We start from the raw sequence: 17,174 nt of genomic DNA, 5'->3' as shown, positions 1-17,174 counted from the left end.
TTCGTATGGTTATGGTAAGAATCATTCTGTTGTGTTTCTCCCTTGCTGTTTCTTTGTGTCTGCCTGCGCAATCTTCTGCTGTTTTCTTTGGTAAGGTGGTTGATACATCCGAAAATGGAATGTATGGAGTGAATATTGTGGCTTATAATGAATCTGGCAGGCAGCTGTGTTATGCCATTTCAGATGCTGAGGGTTACTTTACTCTTAAACCTGTAGGTGGAATTGCATATATCAGATTCAGCTTTCTGGGGTATGAAACACAGACTGTAAAGTATAATCCTGCGGTAAATACGGTTGTTGTCAGAATGAAAGAAACAAGCTTTCAGCTTCGTGAGGTTTCTGTAAAAGCCGAACGTATAAGTGAAAGGGGTGATACTCTGACATATTCCGTAGCAGGTTTCAAGCAGATACAGGACCGCAGTATAGCCGATGTGATAAGGAAAATGCCAGGTCTGGAAGTAAAGCCTAACGGCAGTATATCTTATCAGGGAAAATCGATAAATCATTTTTACATTGAAGGTCTTGATCTGATGGGAAGTCAATATGCCCAGGCCAGCAATAACATATCGGCAGACAAGGTGGAGAGTGTTCAGGTCTTGGAAAATCATCAGGCTGTAAAGTCCTTGCGTGATATTGAGTTCAGTGATAAAGCAGCATTGAACATAGTTCTTAAAGATGATGCCAAGTCTGTTTGGACGGGTTTGGCTGATATAGGATTGGGATTGGCGGAAAAGAGTGATGGCTTCCTTTACGAGAACCGTCTGATGGAGATGAATTTCAAGAAGAATTTCCAGACATTGTTGCTTTATAAAAACACCAATACAGGGACAAATATTGCAGATGAGATTTTAAGCCTTTCCGACTTGTTGGAATATCGTGGAGAAGCGAATATTATCAGTTTGCTCGATTTGGGCGGTCCTGCCTTTGATGTCGAAAGATATACATTCAATAAAAGTCATCTTCTTTCCGGTAACTGGCTGTGGAGGACTGGAAAAGATTCAGATCTGAGAATACAGGCAAGCGGACTGTTTGACAGTGAGGAACAGCTGAGAAAGAGCTCCACTACATATCTGGATTTGGACGGTTCGCCGGTAATTACGGAGGATTGGAATGTGGAAAGCAGGCGAAAGGAGGCAAAAGGAGAAATAACATATACGCTGAATAAGGAAAGAACATATCTGAAAAGCATTTCGAAAGTGTATTCCGACTGGAATGTAAGTCATGGCAATATACTTTATAATGACAGGCTTACCGCTCTTTCAGTCAAACCTTATAAACGTATGGTCTCGGAAGATTTACTGTTGTCGCATACTACGGCAGGGGGCAATGTCATTCAGTTCAATTCTTCTACCGGTTATACCCGTTTGCCGGGACAGTTGCTTACGATAAACGGCAACAGTCAGTTGCTTGATATGGATTTATTCTCTTCGAAAAATCATGTGCAGTATAAAAAGAAATTCGGAGCATTGTATTTTGATAATATGATGGGATTTGACAGTCGTTATCAGAAGATAAACAGCACTGATTGGAAGCTTCAACAGCTATATTGGAGTCCGTCTGTGAGTATGAGGCATAAAGGACATGAGTTAACGGCAAAGACCAAGGTCAGCTATGTGAATCAGTTATTGGATAATTCGGGGAATGGGGCTGCTGATAAGCTTCGTTCTTCAGACTTCTGGATTGAGCCTAATCTGAACTGGAGATGGGAAATGTCTCCCACATCGAAACTTATTCTTGATTACCGTCTGACGGCCGATCCGTATGATGCAAAGAAACTTGTTACAGAACCTCTTTTCACTTCGTATGCTCAATGTACTGTTGGAATAGGCGAACCGGAAACTCAATTTGCTCATTCTCTGAGCGCTTCGTTAACTTATCGTAATCTCCTTTACGGTCTGTTTGCCTATCTGCGACCTGTGTATATTCACAATATAGGTAACATTCTGTATAGCGGAGAGTTGGATTCCGGAGTGTATAATATGGTGGCTACATCCGGGCGTTATAGTACTGACTCATATATCGTTGACGGACGCATAGCCAAGAATTTCTTTTGGGCAAATACCACTCTTGGGATTGGAGGGGGAGTAAACTCCTCCGAATCGCAGATGTTAGTTTCCGGAGTGTTGGCTAAAAACAGGATGAATGTGTATAATGCGTCGTTAGACTATTCATTGAAGCCTGTGAAAGGTATATCAATACAGGGTGAGTCAAAAATGATGATATGCAATAGACAGGAAAAAACAGCTCCATACAATGAAAGTGGTGTAATTGACTGGTCGCATTCGCTTGGGGTAAATTTCAATCCCGCAGGCGGATGGATATTCTCGATGAATAATGAAATATATCACAGCAATGAAAAATCTTTTGGAGTGAACAGCTTCTGTGATATCTCTGTAGGGTATAAATCGAAGAAGTGGGAACTGTCGCTTGTGGCAGACAATATTATCGGCAATTCTGTTTATGAGCAGGTTAATGTAAGTTCAATCACCCGTTTTTACTCTATGACCCGACTCAGACCTCGTGAATATCTCATGAAGTTGAGTGTGGATTTGTGATTATATTGCCTTAAAACTATTACTTTTGTTCTGTTAAACAGATTTATTTGGTATGAAGATAGATAACAAACACAGATTCCTGATTATTGCAGTAATTTCAGTTGTCATGATTGCTGCTTATGAGGGGTATTGGCTTTCGGGGCTTTACAAGTCTCAACGACAGTCGTTGGAGATGCAGATCAGTTCATTGATTTCCAAGTCTGAGCTCGCAGCTTATTCGTTTCAGTTAAAACGAGAGCAACTGACAGACTCCATAGCATTTTTGAGTCCTGATAATTTGTCTAAGATTGTATCAATAAAAAGAGACTCTTCTTCTGGCAATAAAATCAGGTCAATAAGTGTTTACAGGCGTGATGACTTTAACAAACAGGTGGCATCTTCAGTGACTTCTCCGGAATTTTATGAAATGATGGATTCCATACTTTTTCAGAATTTTAAGGAGGCAGGTATAGATGAAGTCTTCCGTCCGTTGGATAGACAGGAGTTTTTATCTAATGTAAATCTCGATTCTGTTGTTCGAAATGGATATATCATAGTTAAATCAACTTTTGGTAAAACACCTTATTCATTTGATACTGGGCTGATGACCGGATATATACTGTTGAATATGTCCGGCATTATATTCACTTCGTTGATGGTTGTCGCCATAGTGATATTCTCTTTCTGGTTTTTTATTAGAACGCTGAAAAAGCAGATGGAACTGGACGAGATGAAAAGCAGCTTTACGAGCAATATCACTCACGAACTGAAGACTCCAATTGCAGTGGCATACGCGGCAAATGATGCATTGTTGAATTATGGCTTGGCGGATAATCCTGTAAAAAGGGAGGAATACCTGCTTGATACAAGGGAACAGCTGGAAAAACTGAGTGCCCTTGTGGAACGTATTCTTTCGATGTCAATGAAGGAAAGGGGTAATTTCCGGTTGGACGTATCGGAGACAAATATTAGAGATATGTTTGAGAAAATAGTACAGGAAACCAGGTTACGTACTGCAAAAGCCTGTGATATACAGATAGAGGCCGATGAAAATCTGACTGCAGTATTCGATGCAAAACTGATGTCGAGTGTGGTTTCTACTTTAGTCGATAATGCGGTAAAGTATTCAGGTGAACCGGTGAGGATATTGCTCAAGGCAATCAGAAAATCAGATAAGTTGTTTATTTCTGTATCAGACAATGGAATTGGAATAGCTCCGGAACACCAGAGACATGTATTTGAGAAATTCTATCGTGTTCCTCATGGCGATGTACACGAAGTGAAAGGATATGGCATTGGTCTTTATTTTGCAAAAACGATTGTGGAAAGACATGGAGGACGGATTTCATTAACCAGTACTCCGGGGGAGGGAAGTACGTTTACAATTGAATTATAATGATATGGGAAAGATAAAAGTATTGCTTGTTGAAGATGAAATAACTCTGGCAAAGATAATTAAAGATACACTGGAAAGTGTTGGCTTCGACGTCTGTCTTGCATACGATGGTGAGGAGGGACTGAAACTTTTCTTTGAATCAAAACCCGATGTCCTGATTTCGGATATAATGATGCCGAAAATATCTGGACTTGATGTGGTACAGAGAATACGAAAAACAGACCAGACTACACCCGTAATATTTCTTACGGCAAAAACAGAGGTGGACGATGTGGTGGCAGGATTTGAAACAGGTGCCAACGATTATATCCGTAAGCCGTTTGCCATGAAAGAACTTATAGTACGCATAAAAGCTCTTTCCGGACGTGTCTCTTCAAAAGAAGAATCGGAACAGCGGATTTTTAAAATTGGAGATTATGAGTTTGATGCGGACAGGGGGATTCTTTTATATATACCTACTGGTGATACAGAGCAACTTCCAAATAGAGAGACAGAGGTTCTGAAAAGATTTTGTCAGAATTTCGGTTCTATCGTCCCTATGCAGAACATATTGTTGGAATTATGGGGAAACGATGATTTTTTCTGTACCAGAAGTTTGCAGGTTCTGATAACGCGGATACGGCATCGCTTGTCGAAGGATAAACGTGTACAGATTATTAATATAAGGGGGAATGGATATAAGCTTACTATAGATGAATGTATGATAATATGATTATGAATGTCGTTTCTTTTATATAACTTTGTAACCTGAAATTTACTATTGATTTATCTATCATACATTTATATAAAAGATGACTGATTATCTTGATGAACTGAATGAAAGCCAGCGTGCTGCGGTGCTTTATAATGAAGGGCCATCGCTGGTTATAGCCGGAGCGGGTTCCGGAAAGACGAGGGTGCTGACGTACAAGATAGCATACCTGCTTGATAATGGGTATGAACCGTGGTCTATATTGGCACTTACGTTTACCAACAAGGCGGCACGCGAGATGAAGGAACGTATATCGCGTGCCGTAGGTACGGAAAAGGCCAAATATTTGTGGATGGGTACTTTCCATTCCATTTTTGCCCGTATATTACGTACTGAGGCTGCGGCTTTGGGCTATTCTTCGAATTTTACGATATATGATTCATCCGATTCCAAAAGCTTGATAAAATCTCTTCTTAAAGAATTGAATCTTGACGAAAAGGTGTATAAACCAGGGTTGATACAGTCGCGTATAAGCAATGCCAAGAATCATCTTGTTTCAGCTCAGGCATACGCTGCAAGCGCTGAGTTTTTCAGAAGCGACTCAGAGGCAAAAATTCCTGCTATGAGGGATATATATATAAGGTATTGCGAACGATGCAAGCAGAGTGACGCAATGGATTTCGACGACCTTCTGGTAAATACTTATCTGTTGTTCAAAAATCATCCGGATATATGCGAAAAATATGCCGACAGATTCAGATATGTTCTTGTGGACGAGTATCAGGACACAAACTTCGCACAACATAGCATAGTGCTGCAACTTACGAGCAAGCATCAGCGTGTATGTGTGGTTGGTGATGATGCCCAAAGTATTTATTCTTTTCGAGGAGCAAACATTGACAATATTCTGAAATTTACAAGACTATATAATGACGCGCGTCTGTTCAAGCTCGAACAGAACTATCGTTCTACACAGCTGATTGTGAAAGCGGCCAACAGTCTGATAGAGAAAAACCGTGAACAGATAAGGAAGGAAGTCTTTTCTGAAAACTCCGTTGGTGAACCTATAACCGTGACAAGCGCGTACAGTGATGTGGAAGAAGGCGAGATTGTGGTAAACAAGATTACCTCCATGCACGTTAAGGGAGGACAGCCTTACAGTGATTTTGCCATTCTGTACAGAACAAATGCGCAGAGTAGAATATTTGAGGAGGCTCTTCGTAAACGCGCTGTGGCATACAGGATATATGGAGGGCTGTCGTTCTATCAGCGTAAGGAGATAAAGGATGTTATCGCATATTTCCGCCTGGCTGTCAATCCGCACGACGGTGAGGCTCTGAAGAGGGTTATAAATTATCCGGCAAGGGGGATAGGTGATACTACGCTGAATAAGATTATTGCTACTGCAGCACAGGAAGGTGTCAGCCTGTGGACGGTCATATCGTCGCCTCTTGATTACGGATTGAATATTAATAAAGGTACTCACGCCAAACTGCAGGGATTCAAGGATATAATTGCGGAATTTATAGGTAAGGTTGAAACTGTCAATGCATACGAATTGGGCAAGGAGATTGTAGGCGCTTCAGGTATAATGGCTGATATTATTCAGGATACATCGCCCGAAGGTTTGAGCAGACGCGAGAATATTGATGAGTTGGTGAACGGTATTTACGATTTCTGTGATATCCGCCGTCAGGAAGGTAATGACCGAATGTTTCTCACTGATTATCTTTCGGAGGTAGCGTTGCTTACCGATCAGGATGGAGAAAAGGACGATAGTGTGCCTAAGGTTACTCTGATGACTATCCATTCGGCTAAGGGACTTGAGTTCAGGAATGTCTTTATTGTAGGTATGGAAGAAAATCTCTTCCCCGGACCTATGTCAGCCGATTCACCAAGAGCACTTGAAGAGGAAAGACGACTGTTTTATGTGGCGATAACCCGTGCGGAGGAGAATTGTTTCATTTCGTATGCCAAGAACAGGTATAAGTATGGCAAGCCTGAATTCTGTAATCCGAGCCGTTTCCTCAAGGATATTAATCCGGCTTACTTGAAACTGCCTGCTGACAGTGGATTTACATCGGTGCGGAATGAAGGGTATTCCAGACGTAATTATGAGCGTGGCTACGAGAAAAATGATACTTACAGAAGCAGCGGACCTTCTATGTTCGATGGTGGCGAGATTCCACAAGAACCGGTTAGATTCGTAAAGCCTGTACCGCCAAGAAATCTGAAAAGGATTGTTCCTTCTGTACCAAATACTGCGATAAACCGAAACATGTATTCAGGAAAGGCTGATACACACGGTGTGGAGGTAGGCCGCCTGATAGAGCATGAGCGTTTCGGCAGGGGAGAGGTCGTGAGACTGGAAGGTAGCGGCGACAACTGCAAAGCGACTGTAAGATTTGAGAATGCCGGCGAAAAACAACTGTTATTGAAATTTGCACGTTTTAAAATAATTGGATAATTAAGATTATGGATTTGACTAAAGTGCCTTCTCCATGCTATGTCATGGAAGAGGAATTGCTCAGAAAGAACCTGAGTCTGATAAAGAATGTAGCCGAATCGGCAGGAGTGGAAATTATTTTGGCTTTCAAGGCTTTTGCCATGTGGAAGTCGTTTCCTATCTTCAGGGAGTATATCAATTATACCACTGCAAGCTCTGAATATGAGGCACGTCTTGCCTTTGAGGAGTTCGGAAGCCGGGCGCACACATATTCGCCCGCATATACAGAGGAGAACTTTCCTGCTTTCCTGAAATACAGCAGTCATATTACGTTTAACTCTCTTTCGCAATTCAGCCGCTTTTATCCTATGGCGAAAGAATCGGGCGAGGATGTATCGTTCGGAATACGCGTAAATCCTGAATATTCGGAGGTGGAAGTCGAACTTTATAATCCATGTGCGCCGGGAACACGTTTCGGAGTGACTGCCGACTTGCTTCCGGAAACATTGCCTGAAGGCATTGATGGGTTTCATTGTCACTGCCATTGCGAATCGAGTTCGTACGAGCTTGAAAGGACTCTTGAACATATCGAGAAGAAGTTTTCAAAGTGGTTCCCGCAATTGAAATGGCTTAACTTGGGTGGCGGTCATCTGATGACGAGAAAGGATTATGACGTTAATCATCTTATCGGTCTTCTGAAAGGACTGAAACAGCGCTATCCTAATCTTCAGATTATACTCGAGCCGGGATCAGCTTTTACGTGGCAGACAGGTCCGCTGGTAGCCTCGGTGGTTGACGTAGTGGAAAGCAAAGGCATTCGTACTGCAATACTTGATGTAAGTTTCACATGTCACATGCCTGATTGTCTGGAAATGCCTTATCAGCCTGCTGTACGTGGAGCGGAATCTCTTCCTGCCGATGCGGTGAAGACGGCTTCACCTGAAGAACATGTTTACAGATTAGGTGGTAACAGTTGTTTAAGCGGTGATTATATGGGAAGCTGGAGATTTGATCATGAGTTGAGTGTAGGCGAAAGAATAGTGTTAGAGGATATGATACATTATACGATGGTAAAGACTAATATGTTCAATGGTATTCATCATCCTTCGATAGCAATATTGCATTCAGACGGTAATCTGGAAATTTACAGAACATTCCGTTATGAGGATTATAGAGACAGAATGTGCTGATTTATATGGTTTGCAATAATAAGTGGATTATTATTGCGAACCACACTTTTTTATGGGTGTTGATTATCAAGGGGTTGTGACTTATTGAGAAAAAAGTTTCAAAAAAAGTATTCAAATGTTTTGGTGGTTTCAGAAAAAGCTATACCTTTGCACTCGCAATCGGGAAAACAACTAACGGTTGAATAAACAATGCGGAAATAGCTCAGTTGGTAGAGCATAACCTTGCCAAGGTTAGGGTCGCGAGTTCGAGTCTCGTTTTCCGCTCAAAAAAGTGAAATTGACATTTTGAACAAGATGCGGAAATAGCTCAGTTGGTAGAGCATAACCTTGCCAAGGTTAGGGTCGCGAGTTCGAGTCTCGTTTTCCGCTCAAAAGCAAATCAATCGAGGTTTGTGTTTGCCCAGGTGGCGGAATGGTAGACGCGCACGTTTCAGGTGCGTGTGTCGAGAGGCATGCAGGTTCGAGTCCTGTTCTGGGCACAAGTCTTAAACGGTTTATGGAGGAATGGCGGAATTGGTAGACGCGCTACTTTGAGGGGGTAGTGACAATTATGTCGTGTGAGTTCGAGTCTCATTTCCTTCACATAAATAATAATGCGGAAATAGCTCAGTTGGTAGAGCATAACCTTGCCAAGGTTAGGGTCGCGAGTTCGAGTCTCGTTTTCCGCTCTTAGAAGAGAAATCAGTTAGATACTGGTTTCTCTTTTTTTGTTTTTACGGCATTGTGGCGATAATATAATGATTAAACTTTGTTTTCGCTTTGTACTTCACTTGGTTTACACTATATTTGTCTCGCAAAATATTAAAGACAGACTTAGATGAAAACTTATGACATTTACTTTTCTGACGGCGACTCTTATGATAACAAGGGGTTTTCGCTGAAGACAATGGAAAAGGCTATACACATGGCTGAGGATATGTTGGAAAAAGGTAATTCATATACCGAACAGTACGCCGGTGGAACAATATCGGTGGTCGATTCGGACGGGGAGACGGTGTGGAGTAAGCCTATTCCTGAATAAATCTTTTGAAAATAACGAATAATAAAAAATATTGTATTTATGTTCTCTGGTATTGTAGAAGAATTTGCAGAAGTTGTAAAGGTGGTTAAGGAACAGGAAAACCTTCACCTGACACTTAAATGTTCATTTGTAGATGAATTGAAGATAGACCAAAGTGTGTCGCATAATGGAGTGTGTCTTACTGTGGTTAGCATACAGGACGGCACTTATACTGTAACTGCCATGAAAGAAACTATAGAGCGTTCCAATATCGGTCTTTTGAAGGTTGGAGATAAAGTGAACGTAGAAAGAAGTATGATGATGAATGGTCGCCTTGACGGACATATCGTTCAGGGGCATGTTGACCAGACTGCTACTTGTGTCGCTGTAGATGACGCAGAAGGCAGCTGGTATTTTACCTTCAAGTATAAGTTTGACCCGGAAATGGCTAAACGTGGCTATTTTACGGTTGACAAGGGTTCTGTGACTGTGAATGGTGTAAGCCTTACTGTATGTAATCCTACAGAGGATACTTTTCAGGTCGCAATCATTCCTTATACTTTCGAGCATACCAATTTCCATACAATAAAGGTTGGTAGCGTGGTCAATATAGAATTTGATATTATAGGCAAGTATTTGAGCAGAATGATGAAGCTTACAGCTGAATAACTCTTTTTTTGATATATGATGAAAACGGCTCCCTAACATTAATCTTGTTTGGGAGCCGTTTCATATTTTATTATAAGTATGTTATTATAAATCCTTTAGCAATATCTGGTTGTTTTGTGAGGTGTATTCCTCGCGTGCTTTAATCATTGCGTTCCATGAAGCGGTGTATTGGCTTTTGTCGATGTTGAATTCTTCGAACCCTTTTGAATCGAGTTTGTTGAGCATTACTCCCAGTGTCAGGTTGTGTATGGCCATTCCTGGAAGATAGCATACTTCTTCAGTGTTGTTTTTTTCCTTCACTCCTTCATATATCAGCTGTAAGTCCTGCAACTCGTAAAGGATGTCTTTTGTGAGTCTTATTGGAATCTTGTTTTCTTTGCTTAGTTCTTCTGCGGTATATGGGTCATCTCCGTTTTCAAAGCGCTTGCATATTCTGGACAGGATTATTGTACAGAAAAAATCATGATATCTTCGGCTGATGTTCTTTGATTCTTTTCCGTATTTGAATGATTCTAAATTTTGGCTTACATAGTTCATTTCCGCTCCGAATAGACAGATGCTCCACGATATTTGTGTCCATAAAAGAAACATCGGTATGGCGGCAAAACTTCCGTATATGGCATTGTAGTTTGATACCCATATCTGGCTGTTTATGTATATGTACTGGAATAACTGGAAAGCGCTTCCGGCAACTATTCCCGGCATAATGGCATGGCTAAGCTTGACCTTAGTGTTTGGGATGAATATAAACAGACCGATAAACATAGCCCAGATAATGGCGTATGGGAGGAGTTGTATAAAGAATTTCATTATCGGTGCAAGCAGTGCAAACGACTCCATCTCTTTCATAAATGTTGTCATGAATATTGACAGCCCGCTTGAGAATACTATCAGTAGCGGCAGGAGAAGTATCATTGAAAAATAGTCCGTTATTTTCCGGAATACCGTTCTTGGGCGTTTGACCTGCCATATCATATTGAAACTTCGCTCAATATTGTCAGTCAGTATGAGGATTGTCCAGAGGAGCATGACTACACCTACACCTATGAAGACTCCACTTTTGGCATGTTGCAGATAGGAGTTAATCCACGTGATGACAAGCTCTGCCTGATGGCTGCTCATATTGTCGCGGAATAGTCCTTCTAAAATAGAATCAAAACCGAATCCTCTTGCTATGGCGAAAAGTATGGCTAATATAGGAATTATAGATAGTAGGGTGCTGTATGTGAGTGCTGATGCACGGACTACTATTCTGTTGCTGTTGAATTGTTCTGTTGAAAGAATTATGATTCGTATTGCCTTTATTATACTCCTAATTATAGGCGGATATTTTTCTTCATCGGCAATCCAAAGTTCTTTTTGGAAAAATTTCTTCCATTTGTCAATCTGGAGTTTTGGCATAGTATGTAGTAATGGTGAAATCATTATGAAATAAAGAAAGCAGCATACCTGTAAGCCGGGTTCTGTATCCCTGACAAGCAGGGGTGTCTGTCATTTATCTACACCTGACGTCACCGTCAGGCTCAAGCGGTCCACCCTCCGACGTGGGGCGAGCAACCCTCGTTAATGCCGGTTTACATGACCTTACAACTCCTAAGATGCACAGCCCGGATATCGCTATCCGGCTGGTGGGCTCTTACCCCGCCTTCTCACCCTTACCCCGAATGAGGCGGTTGTTTTCTTCTGCATTACTCTACCCTTGCGGACAGCTTTCTGTTAGGAAGTAGGATGCTCTATGTTGCCCGGACTTTCCTCTTGTATAATATACCAGCGACAGACCGGTTTGCTGCTTTCTCAGTGCAAAGGTAGGGAAATAAACTGAAAAAACGGCAGACTTGGTATAAATACTTTGATATTTATCGTAATCGGGCTCTTGTAATGAATGTAAATTTGGCAGTTTACCCGTTAACACCAGTTAATCGATTATATGTCAATGTTAAAAGAGAGAAAAAACTGATACTTAGGAGTACAACCGTATGGAATTTGTTATACTTTAGCGGATGAAACGTTAAATCAATAGCGGAATTAACAATTTAATATAGATAAGATTATGAAATCAGTAACTAAATTTGCGATAGGAGCAGCCTCAATGGTTGCGGTAAGTGCAGGTGTTGCAGGTGTTACGGCATACTTCGTTTCACAGAATAATCAACCGAAAGAAAGCCAGACTTTTTATGAATCATTCAATACTATGCCTTTGACTCGTGCTGTAGCTATGGATTCAAACAGCATGCAGCCGGTTGACTTGACTAAAGCTGCGGAAAGCTCTTTGAATTCTGTTGTGCATATAGTAGCTACACAAAGAAGCAAAGTGCAGACTATTCAGCAGATGCCTGATATTTTCGACTATTTCTTTGGTGACGGTCGTGGACGCCAGCGTCAGATTGAAACTCCTGAACAGAAAGGTTTCGGTTCTGGTGTTATAATCTCTAAGGACGGTTATATCGTAACCAATAACCACGTTATCGATGGAGCGGACGAAATCAGTGTAAAGCTTCAGGATAGCAGAGAGCTTAAGGGTAGAGTAATAGGTACAGACCCTACATCGGACCTTGCATTGGTGAAGATTGAAGGGGATGATTTTCCGGCAATACCTGTTGGTGACTCTGACAAGCTTAAAGTAGGAGAGTGGGTGCTGGCTGTTGGTAACCCGTTCAACTTGGGCTCTACAGTAACTGCCGGTGTGGTAAGTGCCAAATCAAGAGGTCTTGGCGCTAATCAGGTAGAATCGTTCATTCAGACTGATGCCGCAATCAACAAGGGTAACAGTGGTGGCGCATTGGTTAACGCTCAAGGTGAGTTGGTAGGTATCAACGCAATGCTGTTCTCACCTACTGGAGCATATTCCGGATACGGATTTGCAATCCCTACAAGCATAATGACTAAGGTTGTAACAGACTTGAAGCAGTATGGAACAGTACAGCGTGCATTGCTTGGAATAGGTGGTAGAAATATGGGTGATGAAAATATGAACTATACTGATGAAATTAAGAAAGAACAAAAAGAACTTGGAATAAATGAAGGTGTACAGGTGGCAGAAGTTACCGAGGGTGGTTCGGCTGATGGTATATTGAAAAAGAATGATGTGATACTTGAACTTAACGGAAAGAAAGTAAAGACAATGGCCGATCTTCAAGGTGGACTTGCACAGTATCGTCCTGGTGATAAAGTCAGGGTGACAGTATTCCGTGACAAGAAAGAAAAAGAATTTACCATCACACTGAAGAATGCACAGGGTAATACCAAAGTGGTTAAGAAGGCTGACATGGAGATGCTTGGAGCTGCATTCCGTGCTGTGCCTGATGAATTGAAACGCCAGTTGAATCTTGGATATGGTGTTCAGGTTACAGGTGTTACAGACGGTAGAATGGCTGAAAGCGGTATCCGTAAGGGATTCATTATCCTGAAAGCTAACGGCAAGCAGCTTAAGACCGTCCAGGATCTTGAAGATGTAATGAAGGCCGCATCCCAGTCGCCTGATCAGGTATTGTTCATGACAGGTGTTTATCCTTCAGGAAAACGTGCCAACTATGCTGTTGATTTGTCACAGGCAGAATAACTGAAATAATATTCATCGGTAAATATAATAGGTATTATTTAAGGTAAAAGTGTTTTGGGAGGCGTTTTATGTCGGTTATGACATGAACGCCTCTCTTTATCATTTATTTTGTATAAAAAGTTATAATAATGAAAGGGATAGTTGCCTTTTTATTGATATTTTTATAACTTTGCACCCAAATCGATTTTAAAGAATGAGACAATTAAAGATTACCAAAAGTATCACTAACCGAGAGAGCGCTTCTCTGGATAAGTATTTGCAGGAAATAGGTCGCGAAGATTTGATTACAGTCGAAGAAGAAGTAGAGCTTGCTCAGCGTATCCGTAAGGGGGACAGAATAGCGTTAGAGAAACTTACAAGAGCCAACCTGCGATTCGTCGTTTCTGTCGCAAAACAGTATCAGAATCAAGGATTAAGTTTGCCAGACCTTATTAATGAGGGTAACCTCGGACTGATAAAAGCGGCCGAAAAGTTTGACGAAACACGTGGTTTTAAATTTATCAGTTATGCTGTGTGGTGGATTCGTCAGTCAATCCTTCAGGCTTTGGCAGAGCAGTCAAGAATTGTAAGGTTGCCGTTGAATCAGGTGGGTTCACTTAACAAAATCAGTAAGGCTTTCTCTAAATTCGAACAAGAAAACGAACGTCGCCCGTCGCCGGAAGAGCTTGCCGACGAACTTGAAATTCCTGTAGATAAGATTTCTGATACTCTTAAAGTATCCGGACGTCATATTTCAGTGGATGCACCTTTTGTTGAGGGTGAAGACAATAGTCTGCTTGACGTGTTGGTGAACGATGATTCGCCTATGGCGGACCGTTCTTTGGTTAATGAGTCACTTTCGAAGGAAATCGACAGAGCACTATCTACGTTGACCGACAGAGAGAAGGATATTATCCAGATGTTTTTCGGTATTAACACGCAGGAAATGACGTTGGAAGAAATCGGCGATAAATTCGGGCTTACTCGTGAGCGCGTTCGTCAGATTAAGGAAAAAGCTATCAGAAGATTAAGAAACAATTCACGTAGCAAGTTGCTCAAGTCTTATTTGGGATAAGATAGAGATTGGTTTCCGAAAAGAATAACAGAATCAAACTAAATATCGTTTGGTTCTGTTTTTTTGTTTCTGTATGTTAAATAATAGCCTTGAACTTCTTAGATTGACTATAATTCATTACTTTTGTCACATTATAAACAATTGAATATGCGATATATAAAATTATTATGCTTTTTGTTTGCTGTATCTATGGTTGTAGGTGCAACGGCAAAGAAATCAAAAGATAAAGATAAATATGGTGTTTATATGGCAGGCGTTTCTGCTTCGTTTACCGATTCTCTTATTTATTTTACAGATATTCAGTATCTGGACAGTGCTATGGTTGATGGTAAAGGCTTTTTGGTTGGTCGTTCCCAATACAGTGTACAGTTGAAAGATTATCTTGAAACAAAAGAGGGCGGTAAAAACCGTACATGCTTTATGTTCTTTAATGTAAAGAAGAACAAGTTGGAAAAAGAAATTTCAAAACTGAGGGAAAAATATAAAAAGGGTAATAACATGGTGATTAAAAGTGTTAACCCTGAGTTTAAGTTTGAGAAGGCTGAAGTTTATTAGTCTTCATGATTTGCGTATCGTTTTACTTTCTTGTGTTGGAGAGTATGGCGATACGTTTTTTGTTTATTAAGAATTTGATTTTTAGATGAAAAAGCTATTATTACTTCTATTGTCCGTATTTGTTCTTGTCTCATGTTCGGACGAGATTCCTGAAGAAAAAATTCCTTTGAAATCAGGAAGAACATTACTTGCCTATCTGATTTCCAACAATAATTCCGGAAGTTTGGATAAGTACTTGAAGGATAATCTTGTGGATATGTATTCAGGTCTGTCACAGACTACAGACTCATGTACTCTTATAGTGTATTACAGACCATATAATAATGATAACGATGGTTTGGCTGGTCCGAGTCTATTGCAATACAATTCTGATGGAAAGGGTAATATCAATAATAAAAAAAGTCTGCAAGGTTCAGATTTGACTCCTTCAAATGTTATCAGTGAAGCTTATTGTAGTACTTACACTGAGGGGAATCATAATGCTACGGACCCGAAAACAATGGCTCGTGTTTTAGATCAGATGGTAAAACTGTCTCCATCAACAAACTATGGTCTTGTTTTTGGCTCTCATGGTACAAGTTGGATGCCCGGTAATTCCGTTTCTGGACGCGCATTTGGCGATGATGCCGGGTATAATATCAATATTCCGGACATGGCTGACGCTTTGGAAGAAGTATTTAGCGGGAAACAATTGGATTTTATCCTTTTCGACGCATGTATGATGGGTACAGCCGAGGTCGCTTATGAATTAAAGGATGTAACTGATTATCTTATCGGTGCTGTGGTGGAGACCCATGTTTATGGTCTTCCATACGATATAATATTGCCAAAACTATATAATGCAGAAATTCCATATAATGAAGTTTGTAAAGATTATATAGATTATAGCAGACAGTTGGGAGCTTGGGGAACATGTGCGGCAATAGATTGTAGCAAGATGGATGATTTGGCAGAATGGGTTGGTGCTAATCTGGAAACTTATTCAGAGAAAATGTCTTCTTTAGATGTTGATAATATTCAACAATATGGGGTTAGTTCATTTAAGTATTTTTCATTTGATGTTGTCGATTTCTTTAAATCCTTGAATGACGGAAATACTCCTGATGGGTTGCAGGACATTATAAATAAGGTGGTTATTGCAGCTGATGCTTTATATGGTGTAAAATATGCAATTGTAGGTAACAGTTTATATACGATAGAAAAAGGCCGTTTTTGCGGTATAGGCATGTATTTCCCTTATAAGGTGTCAAAATCGAGCTGGAATACTTATTACGAAACCCTTTCGTGGTATAAGGCTGTAGGTTGGGACCGTTTTAAGACTTCATTAAGCAGCAATTAATTAAACAAAAACTAAACAATGGATAAAACTAAAACGATTGCCGCACTATTCGATTTTGACGGTGTGGTAATGGATACAGAATCACAATATACTATTTATTGGAATGGGGTAGGACGAAAATACCATCCTGATAAGGAAAACTTCGGACTGCTTATCAAAGGACAGACCTTGTCGCAGATATACGACCGTTTTTTCAAGGGTATGGATGCGGAACAGGCTGAAATAACTAAAGGACTGGATAAGTTCGAAAGTGAGATGGAGTACGAATATGTTCCAGGTGTGGTAGAGTTTATGAAAGAACTTCGTAATAATGGGGTGAAGATAGCTATCGTTACAAGCTCTAACGAGAAAAAGATGTCGAATGTATATTCGTCTCATCCTGAACTTAAGGGGCTTGTTGACAGAATACTTACCGCCGAGATGTTTACCCGCTCAAAACCGGCTCCCGACTGTTTCCTTCTTGGTGCAAAGGTGTTTGATACAGTGCCTGAAAACAGTGTCGTTTTCGAGGACTCGTTTCATGGATTACAGGCCGGAAAGTCTGCCGGGATGCTTGTAGTTGGACTTAGTACAACCAACTCGAAGGAGGCGATAAAGGATAAATGCGACGTTGTGATTCCTGATTTCAGCAACTTTACTTTTTCCGATTTAATTTCACTTCTGAACAAGTAAAATCAAACTTAATTTGTTTAAGTGATATAAAACATCTAATTTTGCCAAGATTTTAGACTTAATTGAAAT

13 protein-coding genes, 5 tRNA genes and 1 other RNA gene are annotated in these 17,174 nt (G+C 40.7%); 17 read left to right on the top strand and 2 right to left on the bottom strand.

Annotation, left to right across the window (positions count from 1 at the left end; all coding sequences use genetic code 11):
• Nucleotides 1–5 precede the first annotated feature (5 nt).
• The 12 genes from H6A27_RS02985 (at nucleotide 6) to H6A27_RS02930 (ending at nucleotide 9,926) form a co-directional block, all read left to right on the top strand.
• Nucleotides 6–2,555, top strand: coding sequence for a carboxypeptidase-like regulatory domain-containing protein (locus tag H6A27_RS02985; protein WP_204507612.1), 2,550 nt, complete (start codon nucleotides 6–8; stop codon nucleotides 2,553–2,555).
• 52 nt (nucleotides 2,556–2,607) lie between these two features.
• On the top strand, nucleotides 2,608–3,930 hold the full coding sequence (locus H6A27_RS02980; protein WP_204507611.1) for a sensor histidine kinase: 1,323 nt from the start codon (nucleotides 2,608–2,610) through the stop codon (nucleotides 3,928–3,930).
• Between the two features lie 4 nt (nucleotides 3,931–3,934).
• Nucleotides 3,935–4,642, top strand: coding sequence for a response regulator transcription factor (locus H6A27_RS02975; RefSeq protein WP_204507610.1), 708 nt, complete (start codon nucleotides 3,935–3,937; stop codon nucleotides 4,640–4,642).
• 79 nt (nucleotides 4,643–4,721) lie between these two features.
• Complete coding sequence (locus H6A27_RS02970) at nucleotides 4,722–7,088, top strand: ATP-dependent helicase (RefSeq protein ID WP_204507609.1); 2,367 nt, start codon at nucleotides 4,722–4,724, stop codon at nucleotides 7,086–7,088.
• 8 nt (nucleotides 7,089–7,096) lie between these two features.
• The gene (gene nspC / locus H6A27_RS02965; protein ID WP_239469548.1) at nucleotides 7,097–8,257 is read left to right on the top strand and encodes a carboxynorspermidine decarboxylase; all 1,161 of its coding nucleotides are present in this window, start codon (nucleotides 7,097–7,099) and stop codon (nucleotides 8,255–8,257) included.
• A 191-nt stretch (nucleotides 8,258–8,448) separates the two neighbouring features.
• A tRNA-Gly gene (locus tag H6A27_RS02960) sits at nucleotides 8,449–8,521 on the top strand.
• A gap of 32 nt (nucleotides 8,522–8,553) precedes the next feature.
• Nucleotides 8,554–8,626, top strand: a tRNA-Gly gene (locus H6A27_RS02955).
• Between the two features lie 29 nt (nucleotides 8,627–8,655).
• A tRNA-Leu gene (locus H6A27_RS02950) sits at nucleotides 8,656–8,736 on the top strand.
• Between the two features lie 19 nt (nucleotides 8,737–8,755).
• Nucleotides 8,756–8,839: transfer RNA gene (locus H6A27_RS02945), tRNA-Leu, on the top strand.
• 13 nt (nucleotides 8,840–8,852) lie between these two features.
• A tRNA-Gly gene (locus tag H6A27_RS02940) sits at nucleotides 8,853–8,925 on the top strand.
• Nucleotides 8,926–9,074: 149 nt separating this feature from the next.
• Complete coding sequence (locus tag H6A27_RS02935) at nucleotides 9,075–9,278, top strand: hypothetical protein (RefSeq protein ID WP_204404795.1); 204 nt, start codon at nucleotides 9,075–9,077, stop codon at nucleotides 9,276–9,278.
• Between the two features lie 39 nt (nucleotides 9,279–9,317).
• Nucleotides 9,318–9,926: a riboflavin synthase gene (locus H6A27_RS02930; RefSeq protein WP_204507608.1), complete on the top strand. Its 609-nt coding sequence runs from the start codon at nucleotides 9,318–9,320 to the stop codon at nucleotides 9,924–9,926.
• An 84-nt stretch (nucleotides 9,927–10,010) separates the two neighbouring features.
• Here H6A27_RS02930 and H6A27_RS02925 read toward each other — a convergent pair whose 3' ends face one another.
• A complete protein-coding gene (locus H6A27_RS02925) occupies nucleotides 10,011–11,327 on the bottom strand; it encodes a YihY/virulence factor BrkB family protein (protein WP_204507607.1) in 1,317 nt (438 codons plus the stop codon).
• 35 nt (nucleotides 11,328–11,362) lie between these two features.
• Nucleotides 11,363–11,716, bottom strand: an RNA gene (gene rnpB, locus H6A27_RS02920) — RNase P RNA component class A.
• A gap of 260 nt (nucleotides 11,717–11,976) precedes the next feature.
• On the opposite strand from rnpB, the gene H6A27_RS02915 reads away from it, so the two are divergent.
• The 5 genes from H6A27_RS02915 (at nucleotide 11,977) to H6A27_RS02895 (ending at nucleotide 17,105) form a co-directional block, all read left to right on the top strand.
• The gene (locus tag H6A27_RS02915; RefSeq protein ID WP_204507606.1) at nucleotides 11,977–13,485 is read left to right on the top strand and encodes a trypsin-like peptidase domain-containing protein; all 1,509 of its coding nucleotides are present in this window, start codon (nucleotides 11,977–11,979) and stop codon (nucleotides 13,483–13,485) included.
• 193 nt (nucleotides 13,486–13,678) lie between these two features.
• Entirely contained in the window at nucleotides 13,679–14,539 is an 861-nt protein-coding gene (locus tag H6A27_RS02910) for a sigma-70 family RNA polymerase sigma factor (RefSeq protein WP_154044561.1), read from the top strand.
• Nucleotides 14,540–14,686: 147 nt separating this feature from the next.
• A complete protein-coding gene (locus H6A27_RS02905; protein ID WP_204404799.1) occupies nucleotides 14,687–15,094 on the top strand; it encodes a hypothetical protein in 408 nt (135 codons plus the stop codon).
• Nucleotides 15,095–15,179: 85 nt separating this feature from the next.
• Nucleotides 15,180–16,433, top strand: coding sequence for a clostripain-related cysteine peptidase (locus H6A27_RS02900; RefSeq protein WP_204507605.1), 1,254 nt, complete (start codon nucleotides 15,180–15,182; stop codon nucleotides 16,431–16,433).
• An 18-nt stretch (nucleotides 16,434–16,451) separates the two neighbouring features.
• Entirely contained in the window at nucleotides 16,452–17,105 is a 654-nt protein-coding gene (locus H6A27_RS02895) for an HAD family hydrolase (RefSeq protein ID WP_204404801.1), read from the top strand.
• Nucleotides 17,106–17,174 lie beyond the last annotated feature (69 nt).

It is taken from the genome of Bacteroides caecigallinarum (assembly GCF_016902295.1).
Taxonomy (GTDB): Bacteria; Bacteroidota; Bacteroidia; order Bacteroidales; family Bacteroidaceae; genus Phocaeicola; species Phocaeicola caecigallinarum_A.
Note: the sequence above shows the minus strand (reverse complement) of the source record. Positions and strands in the feature narration are given on the sequence as shown.